Genomic DNA, 18,288 nt, shown 5'->3' with positions numbered 1-18,288 from the left:
GTGATTATCGGAAGTAAATATATATAAAAAGACCGTCATATGATAAGTGACGATCGTCATAAATGCCGTGTCTTTTGTGACTTTGTCACAGTCCTTATTCTCTGTATGTGGTAAAATGCAACTGCCGGACTATCCATTGGTACAAGGAGCTGAGATAAATTGAGTTCAACCGTATTTGAACACCTCTCCCGAATCGTTGACCTTTTCCCGTGCTTGTCCGAAATCAGTACACAGGATTGGAACCGGGACGGGATAGAGGTCATGAAGGTCGAAGCTAATCTGGTCATTGAAGAAGGCCAGTTTCTCGAATATGCAGTATTGGTGCTGGAGGGAACAGTACGCATGTTCAAAATCAGTGCCAGTGGCAGGGAAATCACCCTGTACCGCATCCATGGCGGGGAGTGCTGTCCGCTGATGACTACAAGTATATTAGGGGAAAGTGAATATGAAGCTTCGGCCAGCGTGGAGGAAGGCGGGCTGGCCCTGCTGATTCCGGTGAGTATTTTTCGTGAATGGACAGACCGTTACCAGGGCTTCCGCCAGTTTATATTTAAATCTTTTGCGAACAGAATCATCCTCATGTCTAACCTGCTGGACAGTATCAACTTCAAATCCATCCGTGGACGGATCGCCGAATATTTGATACAGCATAGCCAATACAGTGGAGACCAGCTGAATATCACCCATGATACTTTGTCCGTGGAGCTTGGAACGGCGCGGGAAGTGATTAGCAGGACACTCAAACAGCTGGAAAAAGAAGGTCTGATCAAGCTTTCCAGAGGGCAAATCCTACTACTTAGCCGGGAAGGCATAGAGCTGTATCAGGAACTCTGATTCTATAAGTAAACCCAACAAACCAAACGTCTGGCTTTCGCCAGGCGTTTTTATTTTGAACTCTTGCCTTCTTTTTATTTCTGTGTGACAAAGTTACGGTTCTTCTTCTAAGTAATTGGTAAGATCAGTCCTGTAGACACAACCACAATGAAACGGAGGAATAAAACAATGAAAAATGTAGGTGGAACGGATCGTGCTTTGAGAATTATTGCAGGGGTGGCACTCTTGTCACTATTCTTTTTTCTCCCAGGTTACTGGAAACTTTTCGGCTTGACAGCTCTTCCTTTCCTGGTTACCGGCTTAACACAGCGCTGTGGAATCAATAAGTTGCTTGGCCGGAATACCTGCAGAATCAACTGATAATGCTGCCCGACTGGTCCAACTGAAACACCCATATCAAAGGAGGCCGTAGGGGATGTTGAAATTCTGATTCAACTTGCTGACGAGACTCACGCAACGTTGACAACCTTAGCGGTAGAATTCAACGCCGTTCTCGTCCGCTTCCGGCTTCCTGCGTGCGGGACTAACCCCTTCGCCCAGGGTTCTCCTCAGCCCTATGGCTCAAAATAAAAAGCGTTGACCCTAAGGTCAACGCTTTAATTTATGGAGCCTAGGGGGATCGAACCCCTGACCTCATCGCTGCCAGCGATGCGCTCTCCCAGCTGAGCTAAGGCCCCAAATGGATTACTTATGTATGTGCTTCTGAACTCTGCATTTACCTTCAAGTTCTTTAGGCGACTTCTATATAATATAAAATATCGGAATCAGTGTCAACACCTATTTTTATACCAGAAATCGCCTAATTGCATAAGTAAATACCCGCGGTGTTACAGGCCGCCCATCTCCGACGTGCTTTTGGAGAGCAGTCCTTTCAGCTCCTTCATGAACATGTTAATGTCCTTGAATTGACGGTATACGGATGCGAACCGGACATAAGCCACTTCGTCAACCGGATAAAGCTGCTCCATGACCAACTCACCGATCTGCTGGCTCTCCACCTCCGCTACGGCGATGCCGCGCAGGGATTTCTCTACTTCAGAGACAATGACCTCCAGGCGCTCCACCGATACAGGGCGTTTCTCACAAGCGCGGATTAGGCCTCGCAGGATTTTGTCGCGGCTGAATTCTTCGCGGCTGCCATCCTTTTTAATCACAATAAGAGGAGTCTCCTCGATCATCTCAAACGTTGTAAACCGCTTGGTACAGCGCTCGCATTCGCGTCTGCGGCGGATCGATTTATTCTCGTTGGCTGGGCGGGAGTCCAGTACCTTGGTATTCGTGTGATCGCAGTACGGGCATTTCATAAACGCATTCACTTCCTTTGGCTAATTCATTCTATTTTCCATAAAACACCGTTAATTTATTGTTATGAATATGACAGCTCCGGCACATAATACAGTTACCAACCGATAGGAGGTGAACAGCAATGAGCCAAAATAATAGCTCCAACAACCTTGTAGCACCTAGATCAAGTGCGGCTCTGGAACAACTGAAATATGAAGTTGCTCAAGAGCTAGGAATTACGCTTTCCCCGGATGGTTACCAAGGCAATAAAACTTCTTATGAAAATGGTTCGATCGGGGGTTACATCACTAAACGTCTCGTAACCCTGGCTGAACAACAACTGGCAGGTCAATTCAAATAACCTGTCCTGAATAAAGCTTGTTGAATGAAGTATTAAGCGGCTTTCGAGCCGTTTAGTACTTCTTTTTCAATGAGTTTAGAACTCACTGTAGATGTCCTGATACTGCTCGTAATAGTACATAACCCGCTGTACATAATGTCTGGTCTCACCAATGGGTATGTTGCTGACGGTTTCTTCCGTGCCATCCCAGTCCCCCCGCTCCAGCCAACGCTGAACGTTGCCGGGACCGGCATTATAGGCAGCGATTACCGCAGTGCGATTACCGTCAAACTGTCGGGACAGCGAATGCAGATACCACGTGCCCAGCTCAATATTAGCTGAGGGTTCATGCTTGAGACGCTCCAGTGAGACATCAGGGAGCTTGGCCTTCTGCAGTGCCCAATTAGCCGTATCCGGCATAAGCTGCATAAGACCGAGTGCTCCCTTGCTGGATTCGCGTCCGGTTTTATAATTGGTCTCCACTTTAATGATCGCGGCTACCAGAAAAGGGTCCATCTCATAGGTGAGGCTGTGTTTGCGGATCTCGTCCTTATAATAAATCGGATAGAACCAGGACATCCAGTTCGTGCTTAAGAATAAAATAGCGGTGAAACCGATGAATAAGAGCAGCAGCACTCTTTTTTTTCGCAGCCAATTCATAATAACCCCAGCCTGTCCCAAAGAGCGGCAACCTGAGCTTCCGTATCATCAAGGTTACCACTGTTGTCGATGACATAAGTGGCCTTGCTGCGCTTCTGCTCAATGTCCATTTGCGAGTTCAAGCGATCCTCTGCCTGCTCCCGTGTGAGTCCGTTGCGCACCATCAGACGCTCCAACTGAACCTCGCGGGGAACATAGACTACGAGTATATCCTCGAACATTCCCTGCAGATTCGATTCGAACAACAGTGGAATATCGGCAATAACGAGTCCTTCCGGCTCCAATTGGTCCAGCTCCTGCATTTGTCTGCGGATCTCCTGACGGATTGCAGGATGCGTCAGATCGTTCAACAGTTGTCTGGCCTCCGGGTCCTTAAAGACGATTTCTCCCAATCTGGCCCGGTTCAGTGTACCATCCGGTGACAGGATACCAGGTCCGAAATGCCGCACGGTAGCGGCCAGCACCTGGTGTCCGGGGAGCATCACGTCTCTGGCGATGATATCGGCATCTACCAGCCTTGCCCCCTTGTTAACTAACAGCGCGGACACCGTGCTTTTTCCGGATGCAATCCCTCCGGTTAAGCCTATAATCATGTTTTCACCTCATAACAGCTTCATTATACCCATTAAAATTAACATTAACGCAGGCAGCACAGCGGCATGCTTCATCCAGTAGCTTCCGGCGAACCGGAACCCCGTTCTCATCCCCATCACCAGAAAACTTCCACTAAACAAAGCAATAGCCAGTGCGGTCCATATCGGATTGAATCCTAGTAGTGCAGCGCCCAGTCCGGCGCCAAACGCATCCAGGGAAAGAGCAATACCAAGTATCATCGCTTCCGCCGAAGAAATACTGCCGGAATCGTCCATATCTGCCGAAGAAGGCGTGCGAAGAATCTGGATTACGATACCCAACTGCCGCAGCTCCAAAGAATACACTGCCGGCTTCTCCACTTCTTCAGCACCGGCGGGCGGCAAATCCACCACAGTGGAGACCACATTTCCGTTAGTCTCCTTCTCCTTCTGCATCAGCATCTGCACGAGCGACCAGCACCCCATCAAGACGAGAATAACCGCTCCAACCTCAGAAGCGGCATGTGGGGATACGACCCTAGCGAGCAATACGCCAACCTGCATGGAAACTCCAATAACCACACCCGAGCAGATTGAGATGATCAGAATGGATAGCAGAGGTATCTTCATCTTACGCAAACCATATGTAACACCAACACCAAACCCATCCAGACTCAGGGCAAACGCCAAGAGCAGCAATGAAAAAAGGGGGCTGAGCACCCGTAATCCCTCCCGTGAAGAACCGGCGGCTGCCGGAATTGCAGTAGCCGCGTTCGCTGTATTCAGCATTCTTCACCCAGTATATGGGCGGGACAGATTGTGGGTGCCAACCAAATAAAACCTGAAACAATCACCAGTTAGACAACAGGGCTGCAACTGAGTTACCCCTGCGGCTGGCAGCTTGGACAATAGTGGGTTCCGCGTCCGCCAACAACTGTCTTCTCGATCATTGTTCCGCATACGGAGCACGGCTGGTCTTTGCGGCCATAAATCAGCAGCTGCTGCTGATACGTACCGCTCTCTCCCTGGCCGTTCACATACGACTTAATGGAGGAGCCGCCGGCGTTCACTGCTTCCGACAGGGTCCCGACAATCGCATGGTGGAGACGATCCAGCTGTTCTCCCGTCAGCGACTTGGCGCTGGTCTCGGGGTGTATCCCTGCCCGGTGCAGCGACTCATCTACATAGATATTGCCGATGCCCACCACATATTCCTGATTCAGCAGCAAGGGCTTAATTTTGGTGTTTTTAGCCGCAACAATCTGCTTGAATTTCTCCGGCGTGAAAGTCTTGTCCAGCGGTTCAATACCCAGTTTCTTCAGCGGAGGGAGCATTAAATCCTCACCAGGAAGGAATAAATGCATGGTCCCGAACTGGCGTACATCGTTGTAGCGCAGCTCTGTACCGTCCGTGAAATGAAAAATTACATGTGTATGCTTGTCCAAAGGGTCCCCGCTGCTGTACAGACCGTACCGTCCCTCCATCCGCAGATGGGAGACCAGTACCAGTCCGTCCAGCACAATACGAAGAAACTTTCCTCTCCGCTCGACGCTCTCCACGGTATGGCCTGCAAGCCAAGCAGCGAAAGCAGCAGTGTCGTCCGGCCGCTGGATGATGCGCGCGAGCCTTACGGTTACGTTCTCTATCTTCTTACCTTTTATTAGTGCATTCAAGGTTCTCTTAACGGTCTCTACTTCCGGTAATTCCGGCATGATGTCTTCACCTCTACTTCATTATAGCGGATATGGACAACGTACGGGGAGCTATTTCGCCTCATACCAGTTACTGCCAAAACTTACCTCTGCCTTGAGTGGAACAGACAACTGAAGTGCTCCTCCCATAACCTCCGGAAGCAGTGTCTTCATCAGTTCCAGCTCATCCTCCGGTACCTCGAACACCAGCTCATCGTGTACCTGCAGCAGCATGCGGCTTCTCAGCTTACGTTCGTACAAGGCCTTGTCCATATGCACCATAGCCAGTTTGATAATGTCGGCAGCGGTTCCCTGGATCGGGGTATTCATCGCTGTCCGTTCGGCAAAAGAGCGGATGTTGAAGTTGCTGGCATTAATATCCGGAAGATAGCGGCGGCGTTCCAGCAAGGTGGTCACATAGCCGTTTTTTCTGGCTTCGCGCACAATGTCGTCCATGTATCTCCGCACTCCCTGGAAGATTTCGAAGTACTGCTCTATGAAATGAGCCGCTTCCTTCCGCGGAATGTTCAGGTTCTGGGACAAGCCGTAATCGCTGATGCCGTAGACAATCCCGAAGTTTACCGCCTTGGCGGAACGCCGCATATTGCTGTCTACCTGATCGGCAGTAACTCCGAATACATCCATGGCTGTTTTGGTATGAATGTCCATATCATGCAGGAAAGCATCCTTCAGCCGTTCATCGTTCGAAATATGGGCCAGCACGCGAAGCTCGATCTGCGAATAGTCTGCCGCCAGAATCGACCAGCCCGGCTCAGACGGCACAAAGACTTTACGGAGCTTGCGTCCTTCTTCCAGGCGAATCGGAATGTTCTGCAGGTTAGGATACTGGCTGCTGAGCCGTCCTGTCGCAGCGATCGTCTGCCGGTAAAAAGTATGCACCTTGCCCGTCATCGGGGAGATCTCTTTCAGCAAGCCTTCCACATACGTGGACTGCAGCTTGGCGATCGTACGGTACTGCAGAATCAGCCGCACGACATCATGATAAGGTGCCAGCTTCTCCAGCACCTCGGCGTCGGTGGAATAGCCGGTCTTGGTCTTTTTAACAACAGGTAGACCCAGCTTCACAAACAGGATTTCCCCCAGCTGCTTCGGTGAATTCAGATTAAACTCTGTTCCGCATATCTCATATATCTCAGCTACCAGGCGTGAGATCTGTGCTTCGAATTCCTTGCCAAGCTCCTGCAGGTCTTCCTTGTTAACGGCAATCCCTTGCTTCTCCATATCGGCAAGTATACGGGAGAGCGGCATTTCAAGATCCTCGAACAGTCCTGTCATTGCCGTTTCCTCAAGGACCTGCTTCTGCTTCCGCACGATATCCAGCACGGCTGCGCTTTTACGGGCGACATGCGTGCCCAGTACTTCAAGCTCCGGAACCTTATATTTAGCTCCCTTGCCAAATACGTCCTCGTCAGCGGTCAGATACGGGAGTCCGTATTTAGCCGCAAGTTCATTCAGGTTCTGGGTCGTTCCCGAAGGGTCCAGCAGATAAGCCGCCAGCTCCACGTCATGTGCCGCACCAGCAAATGCGATACCCTGCCAATGCAGGGCCAAATCTGCCCGGTGCAGATCATATCCGCTCTTCGGAGCTTTCTCATCCCTGAGCCATTCCCGCAGTCCTGCGGCCTGAGGGCTCTGCAAGAGCGTAAGCGGCACATAATAGTGTCGATCCTCGGAAGATAACGCCAGTCCGATCACTTCGGCGCGGTGCGGGTTGTCCCCGTTCGTCTCCACGTGCAGGGCAGATATACCCGGCAACTGCCCGATTAATGTATCCAGCCCGTTCTCATCCACTAGAACGATATCCAGCTCTGCCTCGGCAGCGGAAGAAGCATCCTCTCCCGCAGATGCAGGAGCATTCGCGCTGAGTGACAGGCGTTCCAGAAGCGATTTGAATTCAAGCTTCGCGAGGGCCGGCCCCGCAGTATCCTTCTTCAGTCCGCTGAAGGACATATCCTCCCAGGAATGTTCCAGTGGAACCTCACGGTAGATGGTAGCCAGCTTCTTACTCATCACGGCATCGTCCGCATGCGCTTCCAGCTTCTCCTTCATCTTGCCTTTAAGTTCTTCTGTTCCAGCCAGCACGCCTTCCACGGAGCCGAACTGATGTAGCAGCTTAAGCGCTGTCTTCTCACCGATGCCCGGAACACCCGGAATGTTGTCACTTGCGTCACCCATCAGCCCTTTAAGGTCGGTGATCTGCTCTGGCGTCAAATCGTATTTCTCGCGGATTTGCTCCGGCCCATAGAGCTCCACTTCGGTAACCCCTTTACGGATCAACGCGACAGTCGTGTGCTCGGACGCCAGTTGGAGCATATCCTTGTCCCCGGAGACGATCATCACCTGCCGGCCTTCCTCATCAGCCTGCCGTGAGATGGTTCCGATAATATCGTCGGCCTCATAGCTCCCAATCTCGAATTGCGGCACGCCTAAATCGCGCAGCAGCTCCTTCAAGAGCGGGAACTGTTCGGACAACTCCGGCGGAGTTTTTTGTCTGCCGCCTTTGTATTCCTGATATCCTTCATGCCGGAAAGTCACTTTCCCAGCGTCAAAAGCCACGATCATATGTGTAGGTTTATGCTCCTCGATCAAACGCAGCAGCATAGTCGTAAATCCGTATACAGCGTTAGTCTGTTGCCCTGCCGAGTTGGTGAGCGGAGGCATAGCATAGAATGCCCGGTAAATAATATTGTTGCCATCTAGTAGTATCAACTTGTCCACGTAAGCACCTCGCCTTTTCATGCATTCTACATATATCTTACCATATCATCCCGTCTCATGCTTTTGGAATCCGCCCGGCATAAGGTAGCGCAAAAAACGCCGGCGGCTGCCGGCGTTCGCATCAAATTCTCTATATAATATACTCCACTATCCAAAACAACATGCTCTACTGATTCAAATCCGGGCGCTTGCCTGTCACCAGGTATACAACGCTTTCTCCAATATTCGTTGCATGATCCGCAATGCGCTCAATATAACGTCCAACCAATGTCAGCAGCATCGCTTGAGAAACTGCGTCCGGCTTATCTACCATATAGGAATAAAGCTCGTTAATCATTTCACTATATAAATGATCCACTTGGTCGTCGTCTTGAGCCATCTTGTACGCGAGATCCGTATTCTCATCCAAATAGGACTGAATCGCTTCGGTGGTCATGACTTTCACGATATCGGCCATTCGCGGAATATCGACCAAAGGCTTGATTAACTGCTGCCCCTGGATACGCATCGTTACTTTTGCCACATCCAAAGCGAGATCGCCCATACGCTCCAGGTCACTGGAGATTTTGAAAGCAACGATAATCCGGCGCAGATCCTTGGCTACCGGCTGCTGGGTGATAATCAGCTTGGAACCGATATCCATGATTCTCTCTTCCATGGCATTCAAGCGGAGATCCGCTTTTACAATTTCCTGGGCCCGTTCGGTATCCAGGTTCTGCAGGGATTTCACAGCGCCATCCAAGGCATCCGTGACATGTTCACCCATCTGCTGCAGCAGGGAGCGCAGCTCCTCAAGGTCTTTGTCGAATTCTTTTCTGCGAATCATAAATAGAGCGATCCTCCTCAACGAATATGGTCTTAGCGTTATCCGAAACGACCCGATATATAATCCTCAGTGCGGGAATCCTTGGGGTTGGAGAATAACTGCTCCGTATCCGCCGCTTCCACTATTACACCATTCAGGAAAAATACAGTCCGTCCCGACACGCGAGCCGCCTGATGCATGTTATGGGTAACCATAACGATCGTATATTTGTCTCTCAGCTCCTGGACAAGTTCCTCAATCTTCAAGGTAGAAACCGGATCAAGCGCAGACGTGGCTTCATCCATGAGCAGGATATCCGGCTGCACGGCCAAAGCTCTGGCAATACACAGACGCTGCTGCTGACCACCGGACAGGCTGAGGGCAGACTTCTTCAGGAAATCCTTAACTTCTTCCCAAAGAGCGGATTGGCGCAGGCTTTGCTCTACCAGATCGTCCAGTTCACTCTTGGAGCGGACACCGTGCAGGCGCGGACCGTAGGCCACATTATCATAGATTGATTTGGGAAACGGGTTGGGCTGTTGGAACACCATACCCACTTGTTTGCGAAGGCTTTCTACTTCGACTTCGTCACCGTAAATATTTTTACCGGCAATATTGACTGTGCCTTCGATCCGCGTTCCCGGGATCATATCGTTCATACGGTTTAATGTGCGCAGCAGTGTGGATTTACCGCAGCCGGACGGCCCAATAAAAGCAGTAACCGCCTTTTCCGGAATCCGCAGATCCACGCCCTTCAGCGCATGAAAGGATTCATAGTAGAGATCAAGTTTCTCTATATCAATGATGGATTTCATGTATATGTGCGTCTCCTTCTCAGCATCTTCGAACTAATAATAAGTCTTTAGTGTAAATAGAGTTGGCGAGAATTGTTAACGCATTGTAAAATCACAAAAAGCTCCAGTCCCATTATACGACTGGAGCTCTTTTCTTATTCACAACCAGCTTGTATCCGACACCCCGAATAGAGTCGATATGTACGGATTCAGGATCCAGCTCAAGCTTCTTGCGGAGCGAACTTACATGGACGTCGACCGTCCTTTGCCCACCGATATAATCGAAGCCCCAAACCGCATTCATGAGATCATCACGGGTTAGCACGACTCCCGGCTTACGGGCCAGATACAGCAGAACTTCAAACTCTTTCGGGCGCAGATTAATGCTCTGTCCTCCCAGAGAAACTTCATAACGCTCAGGATAAATTTCAAGCTGCCCTAAAATAATGGTGGATGAAGCTACCGGCTGCTCTACAGGCGCTTCCTCGGCCAATCCGGAAATACGGCGCAGTACCGCACTCACCCTTGCCAGCAACTCGGATACACCAAAGGGCTTGGTAATATAGTCATCTGCACCAGATTTCAGCCCGCGGACTACATCCTCTTCCGCATTTTTAGCGGTAAGCACGATAACCGGTGTACGGTTGCCTTGTCCACGAAGCTTATCCAGAATATCAATTCCGTTCATTCCTGGAAGCATCAGATCCAGCACGATAAGATCAAAAGGTTCCCGGGCCGCCCGGTCATACCCTGCCGTTCCGTGATCTTCCACAGTGACCTCGTAGCCTTCCTGCGTTAAATTGTAGGACAGCAGCCGGGCCAGAGTCGGTTCATCCTCAATGACAAGCAATCGTTGTGCCATAAGTTCCCCCGTCTTCCTATGAATTGTGTAAAATCCACATTTCTATTATTGCAACAAGCCCATCATATCATCGTATTGTTAACGCGGTGTAAAAAAATGAGACACGATAAGTTTTTCTTAAAGTATATAACACAAACATCTGGAATTAGGCTTTATCTTCTTCCTGCAGCAGCGGCAGCTCCAGAATAAAAGAGCTTCCGATCCCCAGATCACTTTCGACTGAAATCACACCTCGGTGCAGCTCCACAAGGTGCTTAACGATTGAAAGTCCAAGTCCTGTGCCGCCGGAGCTTCTGGAGCGGGCTTTATCTACCCGGTAGAAGCGTTCGAAAATCCGTGGTAGATCCTTACGGGGAATCCCCATTCCCGTATCACTTACGGTGAATATGACGCTCTCTGTTCCATCTTCCTTCACTCTGTTGACCGCAGTGACCGTCACGCTTCCGCCGTCATGCGTATAGTTAATGGCATTGGATAAGAGATTCATAAAGATCTGGCGCAGCTTGTCCTCGTCTCCCTCAATAAACAGCTCCTCCGGCACCTTCGCGCTTAGACTGATCTTTTTGCGCTCGGCTACCTTGCTCATGGTCTCCATCACGGAGTCAAAGAATGAGGATAAATGCACTGGCGAGCACTCCAACTGTACCCGCTTGGATTCAATCTTCGACAGCTCTAGAATATCCCCGATCAGACGGTTCAGACGTTCATTTTCATCATAAATAATCTGTAAAAAAGAGCGCGCCGTCTTCTCGTCCGTGACCCCACCGCCGAGAAGCGTCTCGGCAAAGCCTTTAACCGCAGCTACCGGCGTCTTCAATTCGTGCGAAACATTGGCTACAAACTCGCTGCGCATTCTCTCAAGACGCCGGATCTCCGTAACCTCCTGAAGAAGAAACAGCATCCCCCGGTAGGAACTATCCTGGATCATCGGTACACCGTCCAATCGCAGGATCCGCTCTCCCGGATTGTAGATCGTCCGTTCTTCATGGATGGGCTCTTTAAGGGATAATCCTTCCTCCACAAGTCGTGTAAGCTCATAATGACGTTTCAATTCACGATAGGGGCTTCCAGCCATATCCTTATTCATGACATCCAGCATCTTCTCAGCTGCCCGGTTTAATAGAGCAATCTCTCCTTCTGCATTGACCATTAGAATCCCCCCGGTCATATTGTCCAGAACACTTTGCAGCAGATCCTCGTTATCTCGAATCGTCTTGAGCTGCATCTGCAGACTGTCCGCCATCGCATTAATCGCTGTTGCCAGTTGACCGATTTCATCCTTGCGCTTCATATTCACCCGGGCATCATAATCGAGGTCCGTAATCCGGCGCGCCACCCGGGTAATCTGCTCCAGCGGAGATGTCATGCTGGAGGCAACCTTATAGCTCACCAAGGCGGCTGCGATAAATAACAGCACAAGCCCTCCCGCCATGATCAGCCATGCCCGGTTAATTCCTTTATCCACAGCATCAATTCCCATAGAAAGACGGATATAGCCGTCAAACCCTTGCTCCGAAGTTACTGCACCAGCCACATACAACATTTCTCTATCCAGCGTCTTGCTATAGCGGATCGCATGGCCTGTCCCAAGCTTCGCTGCACTAATCTCCTCGGCACGGTTCGCATGATTATCCATCAGCAGCGGATCCTTCTCGGAATCTCCCACAACCCGGCCGTCCTTCGCAATGAAGGTTACCCGGGAATTGGTCAGCTTAGATATTTTTTGCGCCTGCTCCGTATAATACACATAGGCATTTGAAGTATTCATATCCTGGAACTGAAACGTCCCCTCAAGCACTTTTATTTCCCGGGACATGTTCTCTTCCAGCGCAGAGATATGCGAGTCCTTGAACAAATGAGCCATCGTGAAGCCGGCTCCGATCATGGAAATCCCGATCAGGATCATTACAATCAACGTCAGTCTAACGCGAAACGGTCTCATCTGGGCTCCTGCCTTTTCCTGTTATCATCATTCATACTTACTTGAAATAATCCTAACGCTTAAGGCGGGAAAATTCCAGTCCGTAATAATTCATACCCGGTAATACCCGTAACTACAGTGAATGTTTGGACTTCCGGCCACTGTTGTCTCCAGATTTCTTGATTAAAACCGCTGTTCGCGGTTGAAATCCGGAGACAGCATATGCTTCCGAAGCGAGCTTTCCTCCGGAAAGCTTTCGGGCGGACGCTGACGCTCCTACAGTTCCAAAAATCCCCTTTCGTTACTCCTACCAAGTACTATTTTCTATAATCACCTTTAGCGCAATATTTCTCCAGACAAGTTGATGATGCTTCCGAGGAAAGCTTTCAAGCGACCAGCCCGCTTTTCCGCAATCAGTCCGTCCTCTCCGCTGCTTTCTCGGAAAATCACACTCCAACAACACTAAAGCTTGTGCAGTACTATCGTAGCTAGACCCATCTAGTGATCCAACACCACTTTTACAGCTACTCCTTGGGCAGGGTAGGATTCTTGTAAAGTACCTGTTGTCTTAATTAACACTTTGTCACCAACCTTTATGCCCTTGTTCTCTGCCCCCTTGTACGTAAACCATGCTGCATTCGGGTGAACATTCTCAAGAATCTGCCCTGCCGTCTTATTGTCCAATTCCTCTTCGGCTACATCCCATACGATTAGTAAAGCGTTTGATTTCAGATCAATCACATACCCGTTCAGGTCAAAATCTTCGGATGAAGGTGAACTGTCAGTCTTCGAGCAACCCGTAAATGACAAAATCACCATTAAGATAATCAATATTCTCATTCAAATCCAACCTCCTTACCATATCGACGAAAAAGCGGTGCTAAAGGTTCCGGGAAGGTGGAATTTCTAATAGCTACACTCAAAAAAAACTATCCCATAGCAGAAGCATCTGCTGATGGGATAGCCCATATCGAATTATTTGAACACCGGTTCACGGAACAACGCGAGCTTGGCAACTGAATCTTTTTCCACATCGGCGTGTAGGCTGTTCCCGTGTGCGTCCATGGTTACGATCGCAGCAAATCCGTCGACCTGAAGATGCCACATGGCCTCGGGGATACCGAATTCCATGAAGTCCACCCCGTTCACCTTCTTGATGCATTCCGCGTAATACTGTGCTGCGCCGCCGATGGCATTGAGGTACACACCACCATGCTCCTGCAGCGCCTTCAACGTCTTCGGTCCCATGCCGCCTTTGCCGATAACAGCGCGGATGCCAAACTTCTTCAGAATATCGCCCTGATAAGGCTCCTCCCGGATGCTCGTTGTCGGACCTGCTGCTTTCACATGCCAGCCCTCTTCGTCTTTGAGCATCACCGGACCGCAGTGATAGATGACTGCACCGTTCAGGTCAACCGGAGCGTCATGATCCATCAGGTATTTATGCAGCGCATCGCGCCCTGTATGCATCTCACCGGAGAGGATAACCACATCGCCAACGCAAAGACTGCGGATATCCTCCTCACTTATTGGTGCTGTGAGCCTAACCTCACGTGAACCGCTGGCAGCAGCTTCAACTTCAGCAGTGTCAGTCGGTTTATTACCACCTTCAACGGAAACCCCTGTGCCGCTTTCATACAGCCAATTTTGAATAGTACCGGTGGAAGGATCAATCAGGACACCCTGACGGCGGAAAGCCCAGCAATTATAGGCAACCGAGACGAAAAAGCTGGCCGGAAGCCGGTTCATCACACCTACTTTGCATCCTAGCAACGTTACCTCACCGCCGAAACCCATCGTGCCGATGCCTAATTTGTTGGCATTCTCCATCACATAGTCTTCCAACTGCCGCAGTTCATCCTTCGGATTCACGTCCTCGACATTCCGGAAGAGCTGCTTCTTCGCAAGCTCATAACCTGTGGTGCGGTCACCGCCAATACCTACACCGATAAATCCAGCGCTGCAGCCTTGCCCCTGGGCCTGATACACCGAGTGCAGGATGCATTTGCGGATGCCATCGAGATCGCGCCCTGCCTTGCCGAGTCCCTCCAGCTCTGCCGGAAGACTGTACTGGATATTTTTATTTTCACAGCCGCCGCCTTTAAGAATAAGCCGCACATCGATGCCGTCTTCTTCCCATTGTTCAAAATGAATCACCGGTGTTCCTTCACCCAGATTATTGCCGCTATTCTCCCCGGTCAGCGAATCGACGGAGTTGGGGCGCAACTTACCGTTTTTGGTGGCCCGGATGATGGCGCTGTATATATCTTTTTTCATTTCAATCTGATTCACACCGACAGGTGTATGGATAATAAACGTCAGCATCCCGGTATCCTGGCAGATCGGTGACACCTGAAGCTCCGCCATTCCGATATTCTGGGCTATAGTCGTCAGCGCGAGGCCCGAACGGGTAGCGGTGTCTTCCAGAGCACGGCCCTTGGCTACCGCACGGCGTACGTCTCCCGGCAAATTGGTAGAGGTTTCAACGATTAGATCATAAATGCTGTCTTCAAAATGCTGCATTATTATTTCAGCTCCTCTTCTGTCCAGGTTGTCTCCCTAATCACCATTTAGTTATTATAATATCATACTGAGCCAGTCCTGAAAGGGGTTACTTCAAAAATGAATTACCACTTTTCCGCATATCTCTACCGTCTGCAAAATATCCAGCGCTGGAGCCTCATGCGCAGCACCGCCCAGGAGAATGTCGCCGAGCATTCCTTTCACGTAGGGCTGCTGGCGCACATGCTCTGCAGCATCGGCAATGCCCATTTCGGCCGCAGCCTGAATGCAGACCGCGCGGCTGCGATGTCCCTGTTCCATGATGCCGCCGAGGTCTTTACCGGCGATATCGCCACTCCGGTCAAGCATAACAACGAGCGGCTGCTGGCGAGCTTCCGCGAGATGGAGTCTATTGCCACAGAACGTCTGGCCTCCATGATCCCGTCAGAGCTACAGCCTGTATATGCCCCGCTGCTGGGCGCGGGAAGCCATCCGGTGAATGCGGAAGACAAACTGCTGCACACTTATGTCAAAGCGGCGGACAATCTGGACGCCTACTTGAAATGCGTCTGGGAGGTTGCTGCCGGCAACCGTGAATTCGCCGCAGCCAAAGCGCAGACCTTGGCTAAGCTACGTGGACTGGCGCTGCCTGAAGTTGAATATTTTCTAACTCATATGGCACCGGGATTTGAGATGTCACTGGACGAGCTGTCAGCAGGGAATTAGATTCCCTCTACAATCCGCTTCGCGCGGACGCTAACTTCCCGGAACAACTCCTCCTCATCAATCGTCAGGAGACGGCGGTTCCTCATCAGGATCTGCCCATTAACAATGGTTGTGTCCACATCGCCACCGTTCGCGCTGTAGGCAAGCAGAGAAGCAACATGGTGCACCGGCTGCAGATGGGGCTTATTCATATCAATCAGGATTAAGTCGGCTTTCTTCCCGGTCTCCAGCGTCCCGGTTTCGTCCGCGATATTCAGCAGCCGTGCACTTTCCGCTGTTGCCATCCGCAGGGCATGCTGGGCCGGCAGTCGGGTTGGATCGCCATGATCCACCTTTTGCAGCCAGGTAGCCGCTTTAATCCCTTCGAACATATCAACGGTAGCAGCACTGCCGGCCCCATCCGTGCCAAGGCCGACAGTGATCCCCTGCTCCAGCAGCTCCATAACCGGCGTTATGCCGCAGCCGAGCTTCAGATTGCTGACCGGATTATGGGACACACCACCCCTCATTCCTTTTAACAGACCTATATCCTTGCGGTTCAGATGCACTGCATGGGCGAGCAGGACATGATTTCTTTCGAACATGCCATAGTGGTACAAATATTCCGTTGGTGTCAGCTTATATCGCTCACGGATCTGAACTGCCTCCTCTTTAGTCTCCGCCAGATGGATATGAACAGGAATATCCCGTTGTTCCGCAAGGGTAATAAGCTCTCGCAGTGGCTCCGGTGGGCAGAGGTAAGGCGAATGCGGCCCGAACATCGTGGTAATCCGCCCGTCTGCGCCGCCGCTCCAGCGATCAATCAGATCTAGCGCTTCATTCAGCCTCCGCCCCCCGTCATCCTCCATGAAGACCAGTCCTCTGGTCAGTGAAGCTCTCACTCCCGTCTCCTGCACCGCTGCTGCGATTTCATTCATATGAATATACATATCGGCAAAAGCCGTTGTCCCCGTACGGATCATCTCGGCCATGGACAGCTTGGCCCCCCAATAAATATCTTCAGGAGTCATCCGGTCCTCTGCCGGAAGCATCTTCTTCTCCAGCCAATCCATCAGCTTCAGGTCATCGCAGAAACCGCGCAGCAGGCTCATCGGCGTATGCTGGTGGGCATTGATCAAGCCCGGCATAGCGGCCATTCCCCCGCCCTCTATAATCTCATCTGCGGGAGTATTGATTTCCTGTCCGATTTCCGCGATGATATCCCCATCGATTAATATATCTCCCGTGAACGGCTGCTCCTCTCCTTCCTTCATGGTTAGAATGAGAGCTTGCTTAATTAGTATTTTCATAATTAGACCCTCCAGGTTCATGTGGTGTTTAGCAGCACCAGCGTAAACCTTCACGTTGGGAGAAGGTCAATAGTGTCCTTGAAAGGTGATCCTATGAAGATTAAAGAGGTTGCGGACAAGCTCCGGATTTCAGCGAGAGCGATCCGTTTTTATGAAGAAAAAGGTCTGATTTCTCCCACGAAGGGAGACAATGCCTATCGCGAGTTCAGTGAACAAGAAATTTGGCGATTGCAGACAATCATCTCCTTGCGCGAATCGGGCATGCCGGTTGAAGATATCCGTAAGGCACTGGAGCAGATTGAAGGGCAAGATCATGAAGAACTTCAATATTATCTGGAGCTGCAGCGGTCTGTCCTGTTCGCCAAATGGGTGGAAATCAAGCATATTATCGATACCACAGATTACATGATTGATATGGTCAAAGAGCGGCAGAATCTACCTTTAGATGATTTCTATTCACTAGCCGAAGGCTCTCGCAGACTCCGTGAGCATCTGGGCAATTGGCAAGATAAATGGAACTATGATAGACGTGCGGGGATGCATGACGAAGAGGTATTGAACGAAAGAGAGGAATACAAGGATTATGAGACTGCCCTGGCCCTCACGGCGGGGCGGGTAGACCCGGTTGCCGGGGAAAAAGGCCTCGATATTGGCACGGGAACCGGCAATTTAGCCGGACGGCTGATGGCTCTGGGTGCGGATATGGCCGGAGTTGACCAGTCCAAGGAAATGCTGAAGGAATGCCGCCGCAAGTTCCCAACAATGGAGACTAAGCTGGGCAATTTTCTGGCGCTCCCCTACCTTGATGGCCGGTTTGATTTTGCCGTATCCAGCTTTGCCTTCCGCCATCTATCCGAGAACCAGCAGGCACTCGCTCTCGGTGAGATACGCCGGGTCCTGAAGCCGCACGGCAGGATCTGCATCACTGACTTAATGGTCACAGATGAAGCTGAAAGCAATATTGGCCCAGATACCCCATATGCCCCACTATCAAAACTGCTGGCTTTGTTTGAGGAGATGGGCTATCTTACGCAGCATCAGCGGGTCAACGAGCAGCTCTATATTATTTTTGCTGTACCGATCCGGTAGTCAAACTGCGGCCTGTTCACTCCGTGTGTCGGCCCTGTCCAGCAAGATTTCACCCATCTTCAAGTAAAAGGGTGTCTCTCAGCCATTTTCTGATGGTGATATGCTCCCCATATAGTAGACAGGTGAAATAATAAAAGCCTGTTACTGTATGGGGAGCATTTTTATGGAACAAAAGAAGTT

18 protein-coding genes and 1 tRNA gene are annotated in these 18,288 nt (G+C 50.6%); 5 read left to right on the top strand and 14 right to left on the bottom strand.

Going from position 1 to position 18,288, the window contains the following annotated elements:
* The first annotated feature begins 159 nt into the window (after window positions 1–159).
* On the top strand, window positions 160–834 hold the full coding sequence (locus ACAN55_RS14115) for a Crp/Fnr family transcriptional regulator (protein ID WP_379133749.1): 675 nt from the start codon (window positions 160–162) through the stop codon (window positions 832–834).
* Between the two features lie 168 nt (window positions 835–1,002).
* On the top strand, window positions 1,003–1,194 hold the full coding sequence (locus ACAN55_RS14110; RefSeq protein ID WP_379133747.1) for a YgaP family membrane protein: 192 nt from the start codon (window positions 1,003–1,005) through the stop codon (window positions 1,192–1,194).
* 244 nt (window positions 1,195–1,438) lie between these two features.
* Here the strand turns inward: ACAN55_RS14110 and ACAN55_RS14105 are convergent.
* Together ACAN55_RS14105 and nrdR are read right to left on the bottom strand one after the other, a co-directional pair.
* A tRNA-Ala gene (locus ACAN55_RS14105) sits at window positions 1,439–1,511 on the bottom strand.
* Between the two features lie 150 nt (window positions 1,512–1,661).
* Window positions 1,662–2,138: a transcriptional regulator NrdR gene (gene nrdR, locus ACAN55_RS14100; RefSeq protein WP_379133745.1), complete on the bottom strand. Its 477-nt coding sequence runs from the start codon at window positions 2,136–2,138 to the stop codon at window positions 1,662–1,664.
* A gap of 122 nt (window positions 2,139–2,260) precedes the next feature.
* On the opposite strand from nrdR, the gene ACAN55_RS14095 reads away from it, so the two are divergent.
* The gene (locus tag ACAN55_RS14095) at window positions 2,261–2,479 is read left to right on the top strand and encodes an alpha/beta-type small acid-soluble spore protein (RefSeq protein ID WP_379133743.1); all 219 of its coding nucleotides are present in this window, start codon (window positions 2,261–2,263) and stop codon (window positions 2,477–2,479) included.
* A gap of 75 nt (window positions 2,480–2,554) precedes the next feature.
* Here the strand turns inward: ACAN55_RS14095 and ACAN55_RS14090 are convergent, their stop codons facing one another.
* The 11 genes from ACAN55_RS14090 to ACAN55_RS14040 all read right to left on the bottom strand — a co-directional run bounded on the left by ACAN55_RS14090 (window position 2,555) and on the right by ACAN55_RS14040 (window position 15,025).
* Window positions 2,555–3,118: a lytic transglycosylase domain-containing protein gene (locus ACAN55_RS14090; RefSeq protein ID WP_379133740.1), complete on the bottom strand. Its 564-nt coding sequence runs from the start codon at window positions 3,116–3,118 to the stop codon at window positions 2,555–2,557.
* Window positions 3,115–3,711: a dephospho-CoA kinase gene (gene coaE / locus ACAN55_RS14085; protein ID WP_379133737.1), complete on the bottom strand. Its 597-nt coding sequence runs from the start codon at window positions 3,709–3,711 to the stop codon at window positions 3,115–3,117. Before coaE ends, ACAN55_RS14090 begins: the two co-directional genes overlap by 4 nt.
* A 9-nt stretch (window positions 3,712–3,720) precedes the next feature.
* The gene (ytaF, locus tag ACAN55_RS14080; RefSeq protein WP_379133997.1) at window positions 3,721–4,410 is read right to left on the bottom strand and encodes a sporulation membrane protein YtaF; all 690 of its coding nucleotides are present in this window, start codon (window positions 4,408–4,410) and stop codon (window positions 3,721–3,723) included.
* Between the two features lie 161 nt (window positions 4,411–4,571).
* Complete coding sequence (mutM, locus tag ACAN55_RS14075; RefSeq protein ID WP_379133735.1) at window positions 4,572–5,402, bottom strand: DNA-formamidopyrimidine glycosylase; 831 nt, start codon at window positions 5,400–5,402, stop codon at window positions 4,572–4,574.
* Window positions 5,403–5,453: 51 nt separating this feature from the next.
* Window positions 5,454–8,120, bottom strand: coding sequence for a DNA polymerase I (polA, locus tag ACAN55_RS14070; RefSeq protein ID WP_379133732.1), 2,667 nt, complete (start codon window positions 8,118–8,120; stop codon window positions 5,454–5,456).
* 166 nt (window positions 8,121–8,286) lie between these two features.
* A complete protein-coding gene (gene phoU / locus ACAN55_RS14065) occupies window positions 8,287–8,946 on the bottom strand; it encodes a phosphate signaling complex protein PhoU (protein ID WP_379133729.1) in 660 nt (219 codons plus the stop codon).
* Between the two features lie 38 nt (window positions 8,947–8,984).
* On the bottom strand, window positions 8,985–9,740 hold the full coding sequence (pstB, locus tag ACAN55_RS14060) for a phosphate ABC transporter ATP-binding protein PstB (protein WP_379133726.1): 756 nt from the start codon (window positions 9,738–9,740) through the stop codon (window positions 8,985–8,987).
* A 112-nt stretch (window positions 9,741–9,852) separates the two neighbouring features.
* Entirely contained in the window at window positions 9,853–10,581 is a 729-nt protein-coding gene (locus ACAN55_RS14055; protein ID WP_379133722.1) for a response regulator transcription factor, read from the bottom strand.
* A 145-nt stretch (window positions 10,582–10,726) separates the two neighbouring features.
* Window positions 10,727–12,523 carry a two-component system histidine kinase PnpS gene (gene pnpS / locus ACAN55_RS14050; protein ID WP_379133720.1) on the bottom strand — a complete coding sequence of 599 codons (1,797 nt, stop codon included), beginning with the start codon at window positions 12,521–12,523 and terminating at the stop codon, window positions 10,727–10,729.
* Window positions 12,524–13,000: 477 nt separating this feature from the next.
* Entirely contained in the window at window positions 13,001–13,342 is a 342-nt protein-coding gene (locus ACAN55_RS14045) for a DUF3221 domain-containing protein (protein ID WP_379133718.1), read from the bottom strand.
* A gap of 135 nt (window positions 13,343–13,477) precedes the next feature.
* Window positions 13,478–15,025 carry a fumarate hydratase gene (locus ACAN55_RS14040; RefSeq protein WP_379133715.1) on the bottom strand — a complete coding sequence of 516 codons (1,548 nt, stop codon included), beginning with the start codon at window positions 15,023–15,025 and terminating at the stop codon, window positions 13,478–13,480.
* A 99-nt stretch (window positions 15,026–15,124) separates the two neighbouring features.
* On the opposite strand from ACAN55_RS14040, the gene yfbR reads away from it, so the two are divergent.
* Window positions 15,125–15,730, top strand: a complete 606-nt coding sequence (yfbR, locus tag ACAN55_RS14035; protein ID WP_379133712.1) for a 5'-deoxynucleotidase — start codon at window positions 15,125–15,127, stop codon at window positions 15,728–15,730.
* Here yfbR and ACAN55_RS14030 read toward each other — a convergent pair.
* The gene (locus ACAN55_RS14030) at window positions 15,727–17,019 is read right to left on the bottom strand and encodes an amidohydrolase (RefSeq protein ID WP_379133709.1); all 1,293 of its coding nucleotides are present in this window, start codon (window positions 17,017–17,019) and stop codon (window positions 15,727–15,729) included. The two genes, yfbR and ACAN55_RS14030, sit on opposite strands and share 4 nt — an antisense overlap.
* Before the next feature lie 93 nt (window positions 17,020–17,112).
* Here ACAN55_RS14030 and ACAN55_RS14025 point away from each other — a divergent pair, with 93 nt between their 5' ends.
* Window positions 17,113–18,108 (top strand): MerR family transcriptional regulator, encoded by a 996-nt coding sequence (locus tag ACAN55_RS14025; RefSeq protein WP_379133707.1) that lies wholly within the window; start codon window positions 17,113–17,115, stop codon window positions 18,106–18,108.
* Window positions 18,109–18,288: the final 180 nt, after the last annotated feature.

Source organism: Paenibacillus oryziterrae (genome assembly GCF_042610485.1).
Taxonomy (GTDB): domain Bacteria; phylum Bacillota; class Bacilli; order Paenibacillales; family Paenibacillaceae; genus Paenibacillus_AQ.
This window is presented reverse-complemented; position numbering and strand designations above follow the sequence as displayed.